This window comes from Butyrivibrio sp. TB (assembly GCF_900110805.1).
Taxonomy (GTDB): Bacteria; Bacillota; Clostridia; order Lachnospirales; family Lachnospiraceae; genus Butyrivibrio; species Butyrivibrio fibrisolvens_C.
Genome location: NZ_FOER01000021.1, coordinates 42,256 through 63,644 on the forward strand (window position 1 = coordinate 42,256; position 21,389 = coordinate 63,644).

General features: G+C 36.4%; 16 protein-coding genes. 14 read left to right on the forward strand and 2 right to left on the reverse strand.

The features are described from left to right. Positions 1-15 precede the first annotated feature (15 nt). The 8 genes from pseB to BMX21_RS13810 all read left to right on the forward strand — a co-directional run bounded on the left by pseB (position 16) and on the right by BMX21_RS13810 (position 10,052). Positions 16-1,011, forward strand: a complete 996-nt coding sequence (gene pseB, locus BMX21_RS13775) for a UDP-N-acetylglucosamine 4,6-dehydratase (inverting) (protein WP_092045332.1) — start codon at positions 16-18, stop codon at positions 1,009-1,011. A gap of 12 nt (positions 1,012-1,023) precedes the next feature. Further along, a complete protein-coding gene (locus BMX21_RS13780) occupies positions 1,024-1,980 on the forward strand; it encodes a glycosyltransferase family 2 protein (protein ID WP_177174048.1) in 957 nt (318 codons plus the stop codon). A gap of 44 nt (positions 1,981-2,024) precedes the next feature. Next, positions 2,025-3,161 carry a glycosyltransferase family 39 protein gene (locus BMX21_RS13785; protein WP_092045335.1) on the forward strand — a complete coding sequence of 379 codons (1,137 nt, stop codon included), beginning with the start codon at positions 2,025-2,027 and terminating at the stop codon, positions 3,159-3,161. Positions 3,162-3,180: 19 nt separating this feature from the next. Beyond that, the gene (locus BMX21_RS13790) at positions 3,181-4,794 is read left to right on the forward strand and encodes a hypothetical protein (RefSeq protein ID WP_092045337.1); all 1,614 of its coding nucleotides are present in this window, start codon (positions 3,181-3,183) and stop codon (positions 4,792-4,794) included. Positions 4,795-4,874: 80 nt separating this feature from the next. Next, the gene (locus BMX21_RS13795) at positions 4,875-5,984 is read left to right on the forward strand and encodes an acyltransferase family protein (RefSeq protein WP_177174049.1); all 1,110 of its coding nucleotides are present in this window, start codon (positions 4,875-4,877) and stop codon (positions 5,982-5,984) included. A 1-nt stretch (position 5,985) separates the two neighbouring features. Then, complete coding sequence (locus tag BMX21_RS13800) at positions 5,986-7,113, forward strand: glycosyltransferase family 4 protein (protein WP_092045341.1); 1,128 nt, start codon at positions 5,986-5,988, stop codon at positions 7,111-7,113. A 78-nt stretch (positions 7,114-7,191) separates the two neighbouring features. Next, positions 7,192-9,036 (forward strand): DUF6020 family protein, encoded by a 1,845-nt coding sequence (locus BMX21_RS13805; RefSeq protein ID WP_092045343.1) that lies wholly within the window; start codon positions 7,192-7,194, stop codon positions 9,034-9,036. 41 nt (positions 9,037-9,077) lie between these two features. Then, on the forward strand, positions 9,078-10,052 hold the full coding sequence (locus BMX21_RS13810; RefSeq protein WP_092045345.1) for a glycosyltransferase: 975 nt from the start codon (positions 9,078-9,080) through the stop codon (positions 10,050-10,052). 69 nt (positions 10,053-10,121) lie between these two features. On the opposite strand, the gene BMX21_RS13815 is transcribed toward BMX21_RS13810, so the two are convergent. Continuing rightward, positions 10,122-11,186 carry a glycosyltransferase family 4 protein gene (locus BMX21_RS13815; RefSeq protein ID WP_092045347.1) on the reverse strand — a complete coding sequence of 355 codons (1,065 nt, stop codon included), beginning with the start codon at positions 11,184-11,186 and terminating at the stop codon, positions 10,122-10,124. 223 nt (positions 11,187-11,409) lie between these two features. Here BMX21_RS13815 and BMX21_RS13820 point away from each other — a divergent pair, with 223 nt between their 5' ends. The 3 genes from BMX21_RS13820 to BMX21_RS13830 are packed head-to-tail and all read left to right on the forward strand — an operon-like array spanning position 11,410 to position 15,561. Beyond that, the gene (locus tag BMX21_RS13820) at positions 11,410-12,948 is read left to right on the forward strand and encodes an MBOAT family O-acyltransferase (protein WP_092045348.1); all 1,539 of its coding nucleotides are present in this window, start codon (positions 11,410-11,412) and stop codon (positions 12,946-12,948) included. Positions 12,949-12,951: 3 nt separating this feature from the next. After that, complete coding sequence (locus BMX21_RS13825; RefSeq protein WP_092045350.1) at positions 12,952-13,974, forward strand: hypothetical protein; 1,023 nt, start codon at positions 12,952-12,954, stop codon at positions 13,972-13,974. Positions 13,975-14,031: 57 nt separating this feature from the next. Then, a complete protein-coding gene (locus BMX21_RS13830; protein ID WP_092045352.1) occupies positions 14,032-15,561 on the forward strand; it encodes a hypothetical protein in 1,530 nt (509 codons plus the stop codon). Positions 15,562-15,631: 70 nt separating this feature from the next. On the opposite strand, the gene pseC is transcribed toward BMX21_RS13830, so the two are convergent. Further along, complete coding sequence (gene pseC, locus BMX21_RS13835; RefSeq protein WP_092045355.1) at positions 15,632-16,828, reverse strand: UDP-4-amino-4,6-dideoxy-N-acetyl-beta-L-altrosamine transaminase; 1,197 nt, start codon at positions 16,826-16,828, stop codon at positions 15,632-15,634. A 271-nt stretch (positions 16,829-17,099) separates the two neighbouring features. Between pseC and BMX21_RS13840 the strand changes: the two genes are divergently transcribed. The 3 genes from BMX21_RS13840 (at position 17,100) to BMX21_RS13850 (ending at position 21,349) form a co-directional block, all read left to right on the forward strand. After that, positions 17,100-18,422, forward strand: coding sequence for a sugar phosphate nucleotidyltransferase (locus BMX21_RS13840; protein WP_027203418.1), 1,323 nt, complete (start codon positions 17,100-17,102; stop codon positions 18,420-18,422). Between the two features lie 20 nt (positions 18,423-18,442). Continuing rightward, positions 18,443-19,774 (forward strand): lipopolysaccharide biosynthesis protein RfbH, encoded by a 1,332-nt coding sequence (gene rfbH / locus BMX21_RS13845; RefSeq protein WP_092045357.1) that lies wholly within the window; start codon positions 18,443-18,445, stop codon positions 19,772-19,774. A gap of 78 nt (positions 19,775-19,852) precedes the next feature. After that, on the forward strand, positions 19,853-21,349 hold the full coding sequence (locus BMX21_RS13850; RefSeq protein WP_092045359.1) for a DUF6056 family protein: 1,497 nt from the start codon (positions 19,853-19,855) through the stop codon (positions 21,347-21,349). Positions 21,350-21,389 lie beyond the last annotated feature (40 nt).

Genomic DNA, 21,389 nt, shown 5'->3' on the forward strand with positions numbered 1-21,389 from the left:
AAAGGAGATTTAAAAATGCTTAATGATAAAACCATCCTTGTAACAGGAGGAACAGGTTCTTTTGGTCACCACTTTGTAGATTATGTTCTTGCACATTATAAGCCCAAGAAGATCATCATTTATTCCAGAGATGAATTCAAGCAGTTTGTAATGCAGAATGAATATAAAGAATATAGTAAGATCCTCAGATTCTTTATTGGTGATGTTCGTGATGAGGAACGTCTAAGAAGAGCTATGAAAGGCGTTGACTACGTTATTCATGCAGCTGCTCTTAAGCAGGTTCCTGCTTGTGAGTATAATCCTAACGAAGCGATTAAGACTAATATTAATGGCGCTATGAATGTTATCAATGCTTGCCTTGACGAGAATGTCGAAAAGGTTGTAGCCCTTTCTACAGATAAGTCTGTTAACCCTATTAACCTTTATGGTGGTACAAAGCTTGTATCAGATAAGCTTTTCTGTGCTGCTAATGCATATTCAGGTAGTGATGGTCCGAGATTTTCTGTTGTCAGATATGGTAATGTTGCAGGTAGTAGAGGCTCTGTAATTCCATTTTTCCAGAATCTTATTGACAAGGGAGAGACTGAGCTTCCAATTACAGATTATCGTATGACCCGTTTTTGGATTAGTCTTGAGCAGGGCGTAGAACTTGTTATCAAGGCTCTTGAAGATAGTCAGGGTGGCGAGACATTTATCTCTAAGATCCCTTCCTTTAAGATTACTGATCTTGCAAAGGCTATGAATCCGGATTGTACTACAAAAGAAGTTGGAATTCGTGAAGGTGAGAAGCTTCATGAGATCATGATTACAGCAGAAGATTCTATGCGTACATATGAATACGAGAAGAACTATATCATTTATCCTCACTATAATTGGTGGAGTGATTCTATGGTAGTTCCTGGTGGAAAGCTCGTTGAACCTGGATTTGAATATTCATCAGGTACTAACAAGGTGTTTTTGACTGTTGATGAAATTAGAGCCAAGCTTCTTACAGATCTTGATAAGCATTGATCAGGTGATCTGATGAAAAAAATAAGTATTGTCGTACCATGTTACAACGAAGAAAATAGCATAGAGGCGCTTTATAAGGTGATAACTGACATGTTTCATGATCAGTTATCTTCTTATGATTATGAATTGATCCTTGCAGATGACTTTTCAAAAGACAGAACGAGAGAACTCATTACTCGCATGTGCAAGGAAGATAAGCATGTTAAGGCTGTTTTTAATATGGCCAATTTTGGATTTTCAAGAAATGTTTTTTCAGCACTTCAGGAGATGACAGGAGATGCTGCATTTTTAGTGTTTGGTGATATGCAGGATCCGCCACAGCTTCTTCCAGAGTTCATAAAGAAGTGGGAAGCAGGATGTAAAGTCGTTATAGGTCAGAAGACTGCAAGCGATGAAAATAAGTTTATGACTTTTATGCGTAAGCGTTACTATGGGCTTATTCGCATGTTGTCAGAAAGACCTCAGATTGAAGAGTTCAATGGCTATGGTCTGTATGATAAGAAGTTTATAGACATATTGAGAGATATTGATGACGTTCAGCCATATCTTAAGACGGTTGTTTCTGAATACGCACCAAATCATGGAGTAGTATATTATCATCATCAGAAATCTGTCAGAGGAAAGTCAAACTTTAACTTTTATAAGAACTATGACTTCGCTATGGAGGGAATAACGTCTTCTACCAAGAAGCTGCTTCGAATAGCAACATTCCTTGGGGCAGGTTTGGGTCTGTTTAGTATCATATACTCTATCTATGTATTTGTGATGAAGCTGATTTCACCGGATTCATTTCCTGCTGGAACGGCATCCATAATGATAGGTGTATATATCATTGGTTCTGCACAACTCTTCTTTATAGGCGTTCTTGGAGAGTACATGCTTAGTGTAAATCTAAGAACTATGAAGAAACCAAGAGTAGTAGTTGATAAGAGACTCAATTTTGATAATGACGACGATGTTTTGAATTAAGACATTGTAAATTATGACATTATAGATAAAGGATAAAGGTGATTATGAATTCAAAATCAGGAATTGAAAAGTTCATCACAAATCCTTCCAGAACACAGTTAATAATATATATAGCGGCAATGATAGTAATATCACGTGCCGCCTTTTTTCTGTTGTATGTATGGCATTTGGATGGAAGCACATTTCAGGGATTCCTTGAAAGTATTAATATTTGGGATAGTAACTATTATAAGATGATCGTAACAGATGGATATCCTGAATCTGCAACGGCACAGTCAAGCTGGGCATTTTTTCCTTTATATCCTCTTACTGTAAGATTTGTAACTAAGCTTATAGGCATGAATATTGATCTTGCAGGATTTCTGATAAGCAATATCTGTTGTTTTGTTTCTTGTATATATTCGTATCTTTATATCATGGAGACAAGAAAGAATGCCGAAGAGGCACTTTTTTACCTGACTTTAATGGTAATGGGTGTGTGTGGCTTTTATGAGAGTATAATGTATACAGAAGCCATGTATCTGATGTTCTTATCAATGTGTTTCTATTATATGGAGAAAGATTCATATTTGGTAATGGGAGTATGCGGAGCACTAATGACAGCTACTCGCAATACTGGAGTATTTTTTGTATTTGCTATTCTTTTCTACTGGATACATAAGGTTCAGGCAAAATCTTTCAAGGAGTTTGTGATACGGACTTTTTCAAATTCTAGACTTGTACTTGGAACTATGATGGTTCCTTTGGGAATGTTTTTATTCATGTATCATTTATGGAATCTTACAGGTGATCCACTTGCATTTGTTCACATACAAAAGGCTTTTATGCAGGATACAAAGCCGGGTATGTTTAATGTATTTGCAAGAGCCGTTGATTTGTACGGAGAACAGCTTTGGTTCTGGGGATATGTTATAGGATTGCTTTTGATACTCGTAATGCTATGTACTCTTAAGAAGAATTCAGAGCGTGTATGGGGAATCATAAATTGGATTATCCCCTTTCAGCGTGGAATGGGATGTCAGCAGAGATATCTCCATATCGATATTGTTACAGAGCTTTGCTTCTCTGATTGGTGCATGAAGTTAAAACGCAAATGGCGCATTGTAATATTGATTTTGATGACGCTTGCAGAGCTTGTGCTTATGATAATGTGGCTTGATAGGAACGGCTTTTTGGTATAGACGGTAGGGATAGGATGAAATGTTTAAATGCAAAAAAGATTTTTTTAAACATAATATAAAGTACATTTTGGGGATAGTATTTGCAATTACAGGAATCCTCTATGATATATATCTAAATATAGAATATAAGTGGTTCTTGGATTCGGATATGGCTGCAGAAATGATGCTGGCTAAAAAGTTAAATATGGAAGGAGGAATACTTTCCAAAAGCTGGTATTATTCTACAGAATTACGAGTATTTTGCCAGCAATGGTTTTTGAGATTGGGATTGCTCTTTTACCCAGATAATTGGCATCGCGCCAGAATGATTGGCGGAATACTAATGATACTCGTAACGGTTTTATCATTTTATTTCTTTCTGAAAATAATTGGTTGTGGTAGAGAATATGCGGCATTTGGAGCTGGCGTCTTGGCATGGCCTTTTGGAAGAGAATATTTCTTTTATGCTATTTGGGGATTGTATTATCTCTCGCATATAATTTTGGCAGTAATTATCGTATCCTTAATGCTAATGTGTTTTAAAGATTTTGACCAAAATAGGACTAATAGATTTAATGCTAAGGTGATAATAGCTCTTTTGTTTTCTTTTTTGTGTGGCTTGAATGGAATTCGTTTGATATATGCGACATTTTTTCCTTTAGTGCTTACCTGTCTTATAATAACCTTTTTGGATAATAAGAATAATGCTATTAAAAAGACTTTGTTATCGACCTCAATGCTGTTAGTTAGTACGATGGGATGGATATATAATATAGTGATTTTAAGTCAAAAATATTCTTTTAATTCATTCGGCGATATTACGTTGAAAAATGATTTTTCTTTCACCATTGAAGACTTGTTAAGAGATTATTTTAGATACTTTGGATATCAGGGTGGCGTTAAGATTTTCAGCTTTATAGGAATTGCTTCTTGCTTAGGTATTCTATTTGCAGTATTAGTGTTCTTTAGTTCCATTCGTCTTTTGTTTATATATAAAAAATTAGATAGTATACAAAAGTTTATAGTTGTATATTATCATTCATCACTTTTAGTTCATCTCATGATGTTTTATTTTGTGGATTATTACTGTGCACAATATTTTTTGACATTGTTACCTTTTGCAATTTCAATTGTAATAATAGAATTGAAAAATGAAAATTGGAATTATAAATTAACCAATAAAGCAATCGTGGTTTTGATTAGCGTGACTATCTGTATATGCTCAAACGCAACTGTGTTGGGAGAACAGATTAGTCCAAAATATGCTCTTCATTCCTATTATTCGCAAAAGCAAGCAGTTGACTGGCTGCTTGAAAACGGATACTATCAAGGATTTGGTTCATTTTGGCAGACCAATGTTCTTACTGAGTTATCTAATGGGCAAATTGAGATGTGGAATATTGGCTGGAGATTATGCGGAAAAACTGATTTAGAAGTATTGGAATGGCTTCAGTCTACAGATCATGCGGAGAGATTACCAGAGGGTAAAACATTTATATTTTATAATAAAGATGATGATTTGGGGTTTGAATTATCCCCTTTGCTAAATAATGGAGAAATGGTTTTTGAAAACGGTTATTATTATATTTTTGTATATGATTCTGTAGAAGATATGCTTGAAGGTATTGAAGAAGGTAGTGAAGAAGATTTGTAAGAGTTTTTCAGAAGGTATTTGGCACAAAATGATGAAATAGTTACCGTAGTATGTACATTGTATCTATATGGAGAGTGAATATGGAGAATGTGCGTAATTATGATGGGAATTGTTTTTCAATACTTAAGTACTTGGCTGTACTATGCGTTATGTGTCTTCATTTTACAGGGTATATGCGCATATATGTGCCTGATCAGACTATGGGACTAAACGCATTGAGGAGCGTTATAGAGTTCTATCAGCCTACTGTCGTGATGTTGGCAATAAGTGGCTTCCTTGTATCAGCATCTATCGAAAGAACAGGGCTTAATGCAAGGCTCTATGCCAAAAAGAGATTCTTGCGTATATATCCTGAACTCTGGATAAGCATGGCTGTTTATATTATTGTTCTATGCAGTATTGTTCCTGAGTTGTGTGATAATTCTCTTGCTATATGGGTCTTAACACAGGGAATTGGTATTGCAGCAACACCTTCTTGTATGCAGGGATTTGCTACAGGGAGCATAAATGGTTCACTGTGGTTTGTAACTGTTATAATTCAGCTTTATTTTCTGATATTTTTATTCAAGTATTTAACTAGGAATTCAAAGTCTAAGGTTGTGTATGGTATTGTATTCGCTTTTCTTGTAATTAGTAATGTTGTGGCTTATATAGTGAGTCCTGAGTTAACAATTACAGAACAAAAACTGTTGGAAAGATGTTTTCTACCATATGCGATATGGTTTTTTATAGGAGTATTATTTCAGACATTTAGATTATATGAGAAGAAGCACTCTGCTACTTTTTTAGTTATCCTTATTGTGATTCATTTAGGAGTGAAGTTTTCAGGATTTATAGATCATGGCTATTACACTGGGCTCCTATCTGGTATTTTAGCAGCTATGATTACTATATTGGTTGGAAATCTTTCGTACGAGCGAGTATATCGAAGGAATTTGTGCAGGGTTGCACAAAAGCTTAGAAAAGCAGATATATCTTATGGAATGTATTTATATCACTGGCTTTTTATAAATATATTGATTCACTATAAAATCTACGAAAGAGTTCACTGGATAATATGCCTTGTATTATTTATAGTGCTTACCTGCGTTGTTGCATTTGCTTGTCATAAGATATCTGTTAAGATAGTGTATAAAGTGCATTCGTATATGATTCCTTTAAATAATTTGAAAAGAAGATGTATTAGATAAAATGAAAATCCTTTTAGTAAGACCCTGGCCATATAAACTTAATATTGATAGTTATAACGTTCAGGAGATAGGCTTGTCACGAGCTTTGGTTAAGCGTGGTCATACATGCGGTATAGTTCTTTATCTTGAAGAGGGAGAGAGCTATACAGAGGAATATGAGCAGGGGATTACTATATATTATCTGCGCGGTCGGAACTTTTTCAAGAATGGCCTGTTTGGCAAAGAACTTAATAGTATTATTGAAAGATATGATGTTATTCAGGTTCATGAATATGACCAGATTCAGAGTTGGAAGATATATTCTCATATTCATGATAAAAAGGTAGTTATATATCATGGACCTTATTATGATAAGTTCAATAGGGGATATAACTTAAAGTGCTCAGTGTTCGATTCTATGTTCCTTTCATTTAGTCAAAAGGCTAAGAAGGAAGTTACATGTCTTACAAAGAGTCCTCTTGCGGCGGATTTTTTAAAGTCAAAAGGTTTTAAGAATGTCATAAGTGTTGGCGTGGGACTTGATACAAAGCCTTTTGAAGGTGATGGAGTAGACGATATATCGGATCAGATGCCTGGTGATAAGGTTAACATTATCTATGTTGGTAAACTTGAAGAAAGGCGTAATACGCCATTTCTTTTTGATCTGATGCTGCTGATTCTTAATTCGGTTCCAGATGCTTTCTGTACAGTAGTAGGTTCTGGAGACAGGGAATATGTTGAAGCATTGCAGGATAAGATAAGGACTTTAAAGGATACTGGAAGATTTTTATATATCGAGAAAGCGCCGCAGAAGGCGCTTGCACAGACATATAAAAAGGCTGATATAATGCTCTTTCCATCTAATTACGAGATATTTGGAATGGTCCTTCTTGAAGCGATGTTCTTTGAAAATGCAGTTATTAGCAGTGTGAATGGTGGATCATCAGAGCTTATATCAGATGGAGAAAATGGAATTATATGTAATTCGTTTTCTACAGATGAATGGCTTGATAAAGTTACAGAACTTGTCAAAGACAAAGATAAGCTTTATTCTATAAAAGCTAATGCTTCTAAGACTATACATGATTCATATACTTGGGATAGTATAGCCGAGAAGTTTGAACGGGCATATAGATTAGAAAGTAAGTAGATTGTTTGGAACTATTAGCTTAGAAGATATCTGCTAAGCTGATATAAAAAATAGATAATACTCGTAAGGTGGTATAAAGTGAAGACAGGTAGAAAGATTAAGCTGATTTATGCGATCATTTCGATAGTTGTTGTTTGTGCAATTAATGCATCTGTAGTAATGGTAACAGGTGTAGAGACTGAAAATTCACTTCTGGAATTTGTAAGTAAATTTTCATTTTCTGTTTCAACTGTGAATATAGTTGATGTAGTGTCATGTTTTGGTATATACGCACTTCTCACATATGCATTTGGTGATGATAAGTTTAAATTAGTAATACCTGAGCTGATAAGTTCTATTCTTATTTCATTTCTCTATATATGGTGTTTTAGCTACAAGCTGACACAGGATACATCAGCCCTTTTTGCTAATCCATTTCAGACTTATATAACTGTTTTCAGATTCTTGGGATATACAGTTTTGTTTTATGCCGCAATAGAGAGCTTTTTCAAATTCCTTGGATCGGTGAAGATTAAAGAAAACAATACGTCTTGTAAAGATGTATTTATTATATCTTCTGTTGTTATATTCCTTGGATGGCTGTTTTGGATCGTTATGGCATTTCCAGGAACAGTTTCCTGTGATGGAGTAACACAGCTTGGTCAGTATTATTTTGATTCCGTGTCAGCACATCATCCTCCTCTTTCAACCTGGATAATGGGAGTATTGTTTGATATTGGAAAGGGGATAACTAAGAATCCAAGATACGGTGTATTTCTTTATCTGTTCGTACAGGCTATAGTGGGTGCAGTCATTATAGGATATAGTATTTACACAATGGCTAGAATTGGTTTTGGCAGGATCGTTTGCTATGCTATAGCTGTGTTCTTTGCAATAATTCCTATTTTCGGAATGTTTGCGCAGTGGTATGAAAAGGATCTTTTCTATAGCCTTTTTACACTTCTGTTTTTGACAAAGCTGATCACTATGTGTCTGGATACAGAAAATGTTTCAATTAAAGATTGCATTATATTGACAGTGGAAGGCCTTCTCTGTGTATTCCTGAGAAATAATGGAATTTATGCTGTGATCCCGGTAATGATAGTGATGGCTTTCCTGATGAAGAAGAAACTTATACGCAGGTTACTATGGGGTTGTTCAGCATTTGTAATAGTAGTATCTATCATTGTGAATGGCCCTGTGTTCAATTCTATGGGAATTGAAAAGGTTAATATCAGAGAAGCTCTTAGTGTTCCAATGCAGCAGTCTGCAAGATATGTTAAGGAATATGGCGGAGAAGTTACTGAAGAAGAGATGGCGGTTTTGGGAACCTTTTTTAACGATTATTATAATCTGCCTGAAATATACGAGCCATTTTGCGCTGACTCAGTAAAGAATACTGTTTTTGTCCAAAAAGAAAATCTTGGTAAGTATTTTCTTACATGGTTTAAAATGGGACTTAAGCATCCTGGTGTATATTTTGATGCCTTTATGTGCCTGAACTATGGATATCTGTCTCCTATAGAACAGAATGCAGAAGCAAACGGAGATATGCCTACTCAGGATATGGAAAATGTTATGTCTCAGCTGATTGAAATGGGAGTAGATGGTAGCCAGGATTTAGATAATATTCAGATATTGAAGAGTATTATTTATGTAAATATGGTATTTCCACTGATCAGATATCTTTCCATGCCAGGTTTTTATATGTGGCTGACTATTATACTTATGGCATTCTTCATTAGGATTAGAAGTCGTAAAGGTTATGTGATACTGATACCGAACATTATAAATTTGTTAGTATGTCTGGCATCTCCTCTATGTAATGGTATGAGGTATCAGCTGCCGGTAGTGTTGTCAATGCCAATAATGATCGCTGTTACAATATATTTGATTAAAAACAAAGAAAAAAGTGTTGTAACAAAGATTGAAAAAGAAAAATGATTGTTATAATAAAGATTAAAAATTTGAAATAGGACAAGATTATGATGTTTTCAATTATTATACCTGTAAAAGAAATTAACGATTATATCCGTACAGCCATGCCTCATTACAAGAACATGGAATTTGATGATTATGAGATACTTATATTCCCTGATCATGTAGATGATGCAGTTGCTAACGAAGCTGTATTTAAAGACCTTGGCGATAAAGTGAGGATCATACCAAGTGGAGAGACAGGTCCTGCTGAGAAGAGAGATATGGCTCTTGAGTATGCTAAGGGTGAGTATATCGCTTTCATAGATGATGATGCATATCCTGCAGCTCAGTGGCTTACAAAGGCATATGAGCTTCTTCAGGGAAGTGATGTTGGTGCTGTTGGAGGCCCTGCTGTGACTGCTCCTGAGGATGATATATGGCAGCAGGCATCGGGTAAGACATATGAGTCTAAGCTTTGCAGTGCCGGATATACATATAGATATATTCCGGAGCCTAGAAGGGATGTTGATGATCTTCCAAGTGTTAATCTTATCGTAAAGGCTGATCTGTTCAAGAAGATTGGTGGTTATGATTCAAACTATTATCCTGGTGAAGACACAAAGCTTTGCCTTGATATTGTTAATACAGGTCATAGGATAATTTACGATCCGGAGATCCTCGTATATCACCATCGTAGAAGGATGTTCAAGGCTCACCTTAAGCAGGCTACTAATTATGCTAAGCACAGAGGATATTTTGCCAAGGTGCTTCCACAGACATCGAGAAAATTTGCTTACTTTGTTCCAAGCCTTTTTGTTCTTGGACTTATACTTGGACCGATCCTTGCAATATTCTTTCCATTTATCTGGTATATATATGGCGGAGTATTGGCTTTATACTTTGTACTGCTTGCTCTTAGTATTCATAAACCGGGAAGCTTTAGCGTATGGATCCTGACAATGGCCGGCATATTTACAACCCATGTAGGTTACGGCATACGATTTGTTCAAGGATTGTTGTCTAAAGAACTTTTAAGATAAGATGTAAAAAGTCTTCTCATAACTGGCTCGTCCAGTTATGAGGAGACTTTTCATTTAGGCTGTTTAGATTTATATTACAGACGAATAGATTGAAACAAGCTCATCTACAGTTTTATTTATATTATACTTTTTCTCTGAAAGGATACGTCCTGCATGTCCTAATTGTTTTCTATAGTTTTCATTTGAAAGTACCTGGTCTAAAGCGTTTTCTATAGCTGTGGCGCTTTTACTTTTGATCATAAGTCCTTCTTTTTGGTCTTCAAGCATATATTGCATACCACCAACTTTAGTCACGATAGTCGCACATCCATAAGCCATTGATTCAATTGGAGACAGTGGCATTCCTTCAAAATAAGATGGAAGGATAAATATGGAGTGACTTTTTAAGAGGTCTTCTTTAGCGGATCCTGTGATCCAGCCCGGTGCTGATATGTGCTTGGGATCAGCAGTAATCTTTTCTTTGAACTCAGGTTCTTCAAAGCGGCCTGCAAGAGTAAGATGAAGGTCAGGATACTTGTTTTTTAAGCTGTTAACAGCTTCCAGAAGCTCGTTTATTCCTTTATCCTTGCATATTCTTCCAAGGAACAGGATATTTCTGTTTGAATAGTCTTTGGAACTAATATCGTAATCAGGAATCTTTATTGTATTTGGAAGTATGCAGAGTTTTTCTTTATCTACGATATGACGGAAGAAATCATACTGCGCTTTTGTAAGAACGATGAATTTATCACAGGCATTAAACAGCTTTACCATTTCATCTCTTTTTGCTCCCTTAAGATTATTTCCATAAAATCTGTTTATATCGCCGCCATGCTGATGTATCACAAGTCTTTTTTTGTGTTTTAATGCAAGCTTCATGAACAGGGATTTGCGATAGTAACTGGCATCAGCGGCAACATTGACATGGAGTATGTCATAGTCTTTTATGCACATGCTTACTTTGATATAAGCCTGAATGGCTTTTATAAGCTTTCTAAATTTACTGCCATCAACCATAGTACCTATATAGCGAAGTGCGATCTTCTGATCAAGACCGGCTTCATACAGGTTGTTTACAACGCCTGATACTCCCCCTTGAACGCTACGGTCGGGACCAATCATAAGAACTTTTATATTTTTCGAGTCTTTATTCAAATGGATGTAACCTCCGGAGATTTTATTATGATATAAGTATATTATACTATTTGATTAAAATGAACGATGTTATTATAGGTTGCAATTATTTGCAGACAGTTACTGAATCATATGACAAAGCGATATGATAATGATATAATAATAAAAACGTCAAGCTTTAAGAATGCGCTTGGCGTTTTTTTGGAGTAAGCATACTTAAGTGGTTGATTGGAGATTTTTTAAAATGGTTTATTCTTTTCCTTTTTTGCTTTTTGTAACCATCCTTTTATTTGCGTATTATTTCCTGTTTAAAAAATATCAGTGGCTTGTACTCTTGGTTGGAAGTATAGCTTTTTATTTATATGTAGACTGGCGTTATTCAGCATTTCTAGTTGTGACAACGGTTATGACCTATTTTGGTGCAATTAAGATGGAACAGCTTGCTGACTTTCAGAAGGCTAAGATAAAAGAAAACAAAGAAAATTGGACCAAAGAAGAGAAGAAGGCCTTTAAAGCTAAGGTATCACAAAAGAAAATCCTTCTATTATCTATCATAGCTGCAATTGCTTTTGGAATGTTAATGGTTTTCAAGTGTAAAAAGTTTTTTGCATTTGACTGGTTGATACTTCCTCTTGGAATGTCCTTTTATACATTTCAGTCAATAGGGTATTTGATCGATGTCTACAGAGGAACGGTAAAAGCGGAGCGAAATTTCTTTCACTATTTACTTTTTGTATCGTATTTCCCCCAGATTATTCAAGGCCCAATTAATAGGTTTTCTAAACTGCATAACCAGTTTTTTCAAAGGCATGATTTTGATTTTGAACAGATTAGATCAGGCTTTTGGCTTTTTTTGTGGGGACTCTTTAAAAAACTGGTTATAGCAGATAGATTGGCTATTTTTGTCAGCAAGGTTACCGAATTCACTGATGCGCCTCCCGGATCCATCGTTATAATTGCAGTATTTTTATTTAATATTGAATTATACGCGGATTTTTCAGGTGGAATTGACATGGTAAGAGGAATCTCAGAAATGTTCGGAATATGCCTGGAAGAAAACTTCAAGAGACCATTTTTTGCCACAACAATTGGTGATTACTGGCATAGATGGCATATGTCACTCAGTAACTGGATAAGGGATTATGTTTTCTTTCCGCTTGCTCTTACTAAAACATATGCGAACTTTTCTTCAAAGCTTTCAAAGAAGAATAAGCATTTAGGGAAGACGGTCCCTGCAGGTATTGTTTCTGTTATAACGTTTTTGCTGATAGGTATTTGGCATGAAGTCAGCTTCGCCTATATTGCTTATGGATTATGGCATGGCTTCATTATGGCGTGTGCCCAGATATTTGAACCATTCTTTGGGTATTTGAATAAGTGTTTTTCTTTAAACAGGGACAGCTATTCAATGAAACTGTTCGGAAGAGCACGTACCTGGATTCTGATCTCAATTGGCGAAATGTTCACCATTACAGGATCATTCACAGGCTTTCTCAGGCTATTTAACCAGATAATCCACGATTTCGAATGGTATCGGGTTATTACAGACATTGAATCTTATGATCTTTCATACAAAGATTTCTTTGTTGTTGGTATAGGAGTTATTATCTGGTATATTGTCAGCGTGAGACAGGAAAACGGTATGCGGATACGTGAGCATATCGCTGCGCAGCCGTGGCTTTTCAGATATGTGCTGACTGCAGGTGTCATAATGGTAACATTGATTTTGGGAATATATGGATCATCTTATAATGCCGCTGACTTCATTTATGGAGGCTTTTAAAATATGAATTCAAAAAAGATAAAGGCTTTTGTTAAAGTAGTAATTGAAGTATTGCTGCTTGTAATAATGGTTCTATATGCATCAAGGGTGTTGGAGAGAAAAGATACCTATATCAAGTATGAAGGTTTTTTTAGAGAGAACAATGATTTTGATGTTCTTTTTTTCGGAAGCAGTAACATGGAGTTTATGGTAAATCCGCTTCAACTCTGGAATGAATATGGGATTACTTCCTATAATTTTGGTAATACATCAGAGAGATTACCAGTGACATACTGGACGATAAAGAATGCTCTTGAATATAGTAGTCCTAAGGTGGTTGTAATAGAAGTCAGTCAATATGGGCAGACTGAAAAATATAAGGATATGTATAGTGTACATAATGCGTGGGACAGATTTCCTCTTACTTTGACCAAGATAGAAGCTGTATACGATGTTCTAAGCCCTTCAGATCCAAGACAAGAACTTCTTTTTGACTTTATACTTTACCACGACAGATGGTCCGAACTGACTGAGGATGACTTTTCGAATAGTTATTCTAAGTTAAGAGGTTTCGCTGCAAATTCAGAATATACAGTTTTTGAAAGACCTGAATATGAATATCGTATTGATATGGCGGCTACAGAGACAGAAGGTGTAATGTATCTGGAAAAGGCTGTAGAGGAACTCCAGGAAAAGGGTATACAGGTTGTATTTGTTCATTCTCCTGAAGTGAACAGTGAAGAAAAACAGGCGAGAATAAATGCAGCATCTGTAACAGCTGAAAAATACAATATACCTTTCATTGATTTTACAGTTATGGAAGATTCTGTAGTTGACTATGCTACAGACATGTTCGATTCTGATCATGTCAACATACAGGGTGCTACTAAACTTACTCACTATTTAGGTGAATACCTTACTCATAATTATGGTCTTGAGAGTCATGCAGAAGATGATTCTTATGATGATTGGAACACCTCTTATGACCAATTTAATGCTACACATGGCAGTGTTGTATTAAAAGAAGTAAAGCCAGATATTCAATAATTATGATAGGTACATGATATATTAAATCCTGATACCAAACACAAGAATAGGATTATTATGAAGAGACTACTTAAAAATTTAACAATTATTCTGGCTATTGCATTTATGCTTAGTCTTATCCCTATCATTTCGTTGTCTCCATATATTTATGCGCAGGCGGATGACTTCTCATATGCTTGTTTTACGCATGGCGCCTGGGCGGGCACACATAATTTTTTTGCTGTAATATGGGCTGCATTAAAAACAGTTCCTTACTATTACACAACATGGCAAGGAACTTATACATCAGCTTTTTTGATGGCGCTTGAACCTGGCCTGTGGAATCAGGAATTTTATCATATAGTTCCGATTCTTATGATAGCTATATTGGGATTATCTACCTTCTATATGGTCAATAGTTTTGTTTCAGGAATACTAAAACTGGATAAGTATATAAGTTCAGGCATTACTCTGTTGATATTGATGATTTCCATTCAGTGCATTAAACAGCCTGCAGAAGCTTTCACCTGGTATAATGGAGCAATCCACTATACTGGAATATATGCGCTGTGGCTTATTATGATTACGTGTAACATCAAAGTTTTAGCTTCAGGAATAGTAAGCCAAAGAAAGCAAATTGTACTTTGCTTGTTAGCGGTTCTTGTTGCCGGAGGTAATAATCTTACAGTACTGGCTGCACTGATAGTTCAGACATATATGCTTTTATTTCTGGGAGTTATGATTTTATTTAAAGCAAGGTTAACAGAAAATGGCATAGAAGGTAATAAAAAAGCTAGTGATCATAGGAATGGGGTTGATAAGATCTTGATCGCAGTTATACCGGAATCACTATGTTTATTTGTTGGAGCTATGATCAACTTCCTTGCTCCTGGCAATGCTATCCGTATGGAGGCTATGGGCGGAAATTCTAATGGTATAGTTGAGACCATAGTAAAATCATTTTCGACAGGATTTGATAATATCCTTGATTGGACTATAAGTGTTTCATCGTTATTGTTTATAGTGTGGGGAATTCCCTTTGCCATGATTGTCGTGAAAAGGCTGGTAGATAAGTTTGATTTTAAATTTAGACTTCCCTTACTTTTGATCCTCGCGGAATACTGCCTGTTTTCTGCTATGTGGGCCCCTAATATATATACTTCAGATGAGACTGAGGTTCTCAGAACACAAAATTTTATTTATTTGGTGTATATAGTTTTGCTATTGGTGACTGTTACATATCTTTGTGGATGGGTATATGTAAAAGTGGTTGATTGGTTTGGTATTAGACATGATTTTTCATTGATGTATTCTTTTTTGATTGCTGGAGCTACAATAGCAGCTGCATTTGTAATAATAATATCTGGAAGCTGTCAATATTATACATCTGGTACAGCTTATGCTGCTGTAAAGTCTGGTGATGCGATTCAGTGGGCTGGAACGATAAGAAATAATTTTAAATTGCTTGAAGAGTCGAATGATACAGAAGTAAGAATTGCGAAACCTGAAGCTGAGTCTTCTATAATAACATGTGCTGAGATAGATGTTTGGCGATATGGATTATTACTATATTATGATAAAGAATCAGTGCTATATGATTTTGAATGATTAATAACTTTTTTATTCAACAAAAATAGGATGGCTGAATCGTTTTGATACATCAGCCATCCTTTGTTTTTTACTTTCTGTAATTTTCAACTATCTTTTTAACAGCATGTATTACATCATCGACATCGTTGTCTGTAAGTCTTGGATAGAGCGGTATGCTCATGATTCCCTTATACACTTTTTCTGCATTAGGACACAGGCCTTTTTCATAACCAAGGCTCTTATAGTATGGGAACCAGTATACAGGAACATAGTGAACCTGACACTGAACATTCTCAGCACTCATGGCATCAAAGAACTGTCTTCTTGTGCAGTTTAATTTATCAAGGTCAAGCTGTATGATATACAGATGTCTGGATGTATCTGATTCAGGAATGTTCTTCTGGACGATTATCTCAGGGATATCTTTGAAGGCTTCATCGTACTTCTTAACTATCTCTTTACGTCTTGCAACAAATGAATCAATCTTTCTGAGCTGGCTGCAAAGAAGAGATGCCTGAATATCTGTCATACGATAGTTAAAGCCAAGCATCTGCTGCTCATAGTACCATATGCCTTCATGAGGGCCTTCAAGCATCTTGCTTTCATCATGTTCCATTCCGTGAGAACGAAGGAGTAAAAGCTTTTCATAGTATTCTTTGTTGTTAGTAAGAACCGCACCGCCTTCTCCGCAGGTTACAGTCTTAACAGGATGGAAGGATAGGCATGTCATATCGGCAATCGATCCAACCATACGGCCTTTATAACTTGAACCGATAGAGTGTGCAGCATCTTCTATGAATACAAGATTATGCTTGGCACAGATTTCTCTTATTCTGTCTGCTTCTACAACCTGACCTGTGAAGTCTACTGCTACTACGGCCTTAGTATTAGGTGTGATATGTTCCTCTATGGAATCAGGATCTATATTGTAGGTATCAGGATTGATATCTGCAAATACAGGTTTTCCGCCACAGTAAAGAGCACAGTTAGCACTTGCCATGAATGTAAGGGGAGTGGTTATAAGTTCATCACCCTTACCTATACCGGCAACAGTAGCTGCAAGGTGAAGTGCTGCGGTACAGTTTGTTACAACTACAGCATACTTTGCTCCTGTATACTCACAGAGCATTTTTTCTGCTTCATCTACCTTAGGACCACAAGTGATATAGTCACTAAGAAGGGTTTTCTTAACTTCTTCAGCATCTTCTTCTGTGACCCACTGACGGCCATAAAAAAGTTTATTTGTGCGGACTGGTGTACCGCCATTTATAGCTAATTTTTCCATATATAATCCTTTCCGGCAACTTGCGATGATGTCGCAGGCTGCAATACTTATATAGCAAAATAGAAGTTGAATTGTGGTGAATTACGATATATTAGCATAAAGATTATAGCCCATTCAATTAGTTATGGCAATTTGGTACAATGATAGTCGTAGAGTTTGAATGTATTACGATTTGTAATATAATGTCGTATGGACTAAATCAGATAATTGTTTTTATATTACTAAAACAAATTCAACAGGGTAATAAGTGATCATAAGGAGTTAATAAGTTATGCATATAGTTTTACTTTCAGGTGGTAGCGGAAAGCGCCTTTGGCCGCTTTCCAATGATGTTAGAAGTAAGCAGTTCATCAAGATGTTCCATGGAACTGAAGAGGGTGAACTTGAATCAATGGTGCAGAGGGTTTTTCGCCAGATCAAGACTGCTGATCCGTCAGCAGATGTAACAATAGCTACAAGTAAAAGGCAGGTATCTGCTATCCGCAATCAGCTTGGAGATAGGGTTTCAATCTGCGTTGAGCCTACAAGAAGAGATACATTCCCTGCTATAGCGCTTGCAGCATCTTTCCTTCATGACACCAAGAATGTTGGTGATGATGAGGCTGTGATCGTATGTCCGGTTGACCCTTATGTTGATCAGGACTATTTTCAGTGCTTCCACGAGCTCGAGAAGATGGTTAAAGAAGGTACTTTTAACCTAAACCTTATGGGCGTAGTACCGACTTATCCTAGTGAGAAATATGGCTATATAATTCCTAAGGAAGAAAGCCTTATAAGTGAAGTTAAAGAGTTTAAGGAAAAGCCTGACCTTGAAACAGCTAAGACTTACCTTGAACAGGGTGCGCTGTGGAACTGCGGAGTTTTTGCCTTCAGACTTGGATATCTTATGGATAAGGCTCATGAGCTTCTTGATTTTACAGACTATCATGATCTTAATGCTCACTATGAAGATGCTCGTAAGATAAGCTTTGACTATGCTGTTGTTGAGCATGAGACGTCGATTGGCGTTGTTCGTTATAAGGGTGAATGGAAGGATATAGGTTCCTGGAATACATTTGCAGAAGAGATGCCTGACCGCATCATTGGCAATGCTCAGATGGACGAGACATCTAATAACAGCAATATAGTTAATGAACTTAATATTCCTATCCTTGGAATGGGTCTTAACAATATGATCATTGCTGCATCTAACGATGGAATCCTTATTTCAGATAGGACACAGTCAAGCTATATTAAACCTTTTGTTGAGAAGATGCATCAGGATATCCGTTATGCTGAGAAGTCCTGGGGAAGCTTTACTGTAATTGATGTTCAGGAAGATGCTATGACTATAAGGGTAGAACTTCTTCCTGGTCATAAGCTCAATTATCATAGTCATGAACACCGTGATGAAGTATGGACAGTTATGTCAGGTACAGGCGTTGTTATAATTGATGGTAAGCGCCGCGACGTATCAGCTGGAGACGTTGTAAGACTTCCAAAGGGAAGTAAGCATAGCGTAATTGCTTCAACTCATATGCAGATCATAGAGGTTCAGATTGGCGAAGAGATAAGCGTAGAAGATAAGACTAAATATCCATTTCCTGAATTTTGAGTCGTGAAGGTTGAAAATAAATGTTTGAAAACATGAATGAAGAGGAAGCAAGAAAGCATATATTAGCAGAAGTTGCAGCCTATTGTGATAAATATCATACAAAGAAAGATTATAAAAAGGGAGACCGGATTCCATACGCATCAAGAGTTTACGATCATAATGAGATGGTGAATCTGGTCGATTCTTCTCTTGAATTCTGGCTTACATCCGGAAGATATACTGAAGAGTTCGAACGAAAGTTTGGAGAATACCTTGGGGTACGTTTTGTATCCCTGGTTAATTCCGGATCTTCGGCTAATCTTCTTGCTTTTATGACTCTTACATCACCGCTTCTTGGCGATAAGAGGATATGCCGCGGCGATGAAGTTATAACTGTGGCAGCAGGATTCCCGACTACGATCGCACCTATCATTCAATATGGTGCAGTTCCTGTTTTTGTAGATGTTACGATTCCCCAGTACAATTTAGATGTATCTATGCTTGAAGAGGCTCTGTCGGATAAGACTAAGGCTGTCATGATAGCGCATACTCTTGGTAATCCTTTTGATCTTATGGCTGTCAAAGCTTTTTGTGACAGACATGATCTGTGGCTAATAGAAGATAACTGCGACGCTCTTGGAAGCAGATATGATATGGGCGATGGGATGAAATATACCGGTACCATTGGTGACATCGGAACATCAAGCTTCTATCCCCCCCATCACATGACTATGGGAGAAGGTGGAGCAGTATATACAGACAATCCCCTTCTTAATAAGATTATACGTTCATTGCGCGATTGGGGACGAGACTGCATTTGCCCTCCGGGACACGATAATGAGTGTGGTCATCGTTTTGACGGGAAGAGAGGAGAACTTCCTGAAGGTTATGATCATAAGTATGTGTATTCACACTTTGGCTATAATCTTAAGGCTACTGATATGCAGGCTGCTATCGGATGTGCACAGCTGTCTAAGTTCCCTGAGTTTGTTCAGAAGCGTAAACATAACTTTCAGTTTTTATCTGATGCATTGGAAGATACAGGTGATCAGCTGATCCTGCCAAAGGCTGCAGAGCATGCAGATCCAAGCTGGTTTGGCTTTTGTATTACATGCAAAGAAAGAGGTCGTAGAGCAAAGCTTGTTCAATATCTGGAACAGCATGGAATTCAGACCAGAATGCTGTTTGCAGGCAATATTTTAAAGCATCCATGCTTTGATCAGATAAGATCAGGTGATAAGGAATACCGGGTGGTTGGAACGCTTGATAATACGGATCGTATTATGAATGATACATTTTGGATTGGCGTGTATCCGGGCATGACAGATGATATGCTTAAAGAGATGACATACCGTATTAAAGAGGGCTTATGAATATAGCTTTTACAATAGCATAGGCATTATGCTTTTTTAATGATTTATCTAAAATAGTTATAATTGAGGTATTTCATATTGAACAAATTTAAAATACAAAAAAAGTCAATATTATTAGTCTTGGTAGTTTTGTGGGCATTAAGTATTGTACCAATTATATACTGTGCGATGTTTGATTATGCAACAGGAGATGATTTTGGTAAGAGTGCTAATGTACATAGACTAGTAGTTCAAGGGGCGCCATTCTGGAGAATAATAGCGCAAGCTGCTACGGATGCTGTTGAAACATGGAAAGGTTTTGAAGGGACATGGGCATCTAATTTTGTGCTGGCTATGCAGCCGGGAATCTGGGGAGAGAAGTGGTATTCACTCACACCATTTATAGGATTGACTTTCCTTTTTGTTGGAACTGGTTTCTTTATTTATGAGATGATCGTCAAGAGAATAAAAGGGTATTCAAAAACAGATTTTGGGCTTATATATTTACCGCTCATGATTTTGATGTCTCAATATATGCCATATATTCGTGGTGGTTTGTTCTGGTTTACCGGTATGGCCCATTATACTATACCTTTTGGAACTGCACTGATTTTACTTGCTTTGAATAGTAGATACAGCTATGACGAGAACAAAAAGCTAATTCCGGTAATGGTTGTTATCAGTGGATATATTGGGGGTTCTCACTATCAGGCAATTCTATTAGCGCTAATTTTGCAGCTTTTATTACTTTTTTCCTTATTCGTAAAAAAGAATACAAAAGTAATACCGACTATAATTTTTGAAATTGTAGTTGAACTTATTGGGCTTTTTATCTGTGCAAAAGCTCCGGGTAATTCTGTAAGAGCAGGTGATGAGTTTGGTTTTAGCATAGGAAAAGCATTTGTTACAGTGCTTAGGAGTATAGCACTTAGTATACAGGACGGAATAAGCTATATTAGGACTATACAGTTAATTCCGGTTTATATATTAGCTGTAATTTCTTTTTCTATAGTGAGAGGGAAACACAAAGATAAACATATTATTCCTAAGTATTTATTTTTGATAGCCTTTTCATTTTTAACTTATTGTGCAGTATATGCTCCTGGCGTTTATTACATGACATATTCACCAGAGCTTGCTATTTCTGGTGGTTTCTTTGATTTTAACTATTTTTGCTTTTTGATCTTTGTTACCATTTCTGCAGTATTGATTGGTGAGATAATAGGTGTGTTGTTAAAAGAAAAAATCGCAAAAATCCTTGTAATTATGATGGCTACAATTGCAACTATGCTTTTAATTGTATTTGGTAAAAGTATCATAAAGAATAGTCATGATTATATGATTTATAATTTCATAAAGGATGGACGTCTAGAGGATTTTGAAGCTCAAATGCAGGAAAGGTTGGAAATACTCTTGGATGATACGCAGCAAAACGTTGTTTTACCAGAGATGAATGATGATCAGGGACCTTTTATGCATATGCCTCTAACATCTGATATAAGTAATTTTACTAACGATTCTACTAGGAAGTATTATGGGAAAGAATCAGTCATTGCAATTCCAAGAGATGAATACAATGAACGTTTTGGAAATTGATATTTGTGATATAAGAAGCAGGGGAAGTTGAAATAAAGGA

Coding starts and splice junctions, on each gene's coding strand:
- pseB (WP_092045332.1), top strand. CDS start 16: ATGCTTAATGATAAAACCATCCTTGTAACAGGAGGAACAGGTTCTTTT.
- BMX21_RS13780 (WP_177174048.1), top strand. CDS start 1,024: ATGAAAAAAATAAGTATTGTCGTACCATGTTACAACGAAGAAAATAGC.
- BMX21_RS13785 (WP_092045335.1), top strand. CDS start 2,025: ATGAATTCAAAATCAGGAATTGAAAAGTTCATCACAAATCCTTCCAGA.
- BMX21_RS13790 (WP_092045337.1), top strand. CDS start 3,181: ATGTTTAAATGCAAAAAAGATTTTTTTAAACATAATATAAAGTACATT.
- BMX21_RS13795 (WP_177174049.1), top strand. CDS start 4,875: ATGGAGAATGTGCGTAATTATGATGGGAATTGTTTTTCAATACTTAAG.
- BMX21_RS13800 (WP_092045341.1), top strand. CDS start 5,986: ATGAAAATCCTTTTAGTAAGACCCTGGCCATATAAACTTAATATTGAT.
- BMX21_RS13810 (WP_092045345.1), top strand. CDS start 9,078: ATGATGTTTTCAATTATTATACCTGTAAAAGAAATTAACGATTATATC.
- BMX21_RS13820 (WP_092045348.1), top strand. CDS start 11,410: ATGGTTTATTCTTTTCCTTTTTTGCTTTTTGTAACCATCCTTTTATTT.
- BMX21_RS13825 (WP_092045350.1), top strand. CDS start 12,952: ATGAATTCAAAAAAGATAAAGGCTTTTGTTAAAGTAGTAATTGAAGTA.
- BMX21_RS13830 (WP_092045352.1), top strand. CDS start 14,032: ATGAAGAGACTACTTAAAAATTTAACAATTATTCTGGCTATTGCATTT.
- pseC (WP_092045355.1), bottom strand. CDS start 16,828: ATGGAAAAATTAGCTATAAATGGCGGTACACCAGTCCGCACAAATAAA.
- BMX21_RS13840 (WP_027203418.1), top strand. CDS start 17,100: ATGCATATAGTTTTACTTTCAGGTGGTAGCGGAAAGCGCCTTTGGCCG.
- rfbH (WP_092045357.1), top strand. CDS start 18,443: ATGTTTGAAAACATGAATGAAGAGGAAGCAAGAAAGCATATATTAGCA.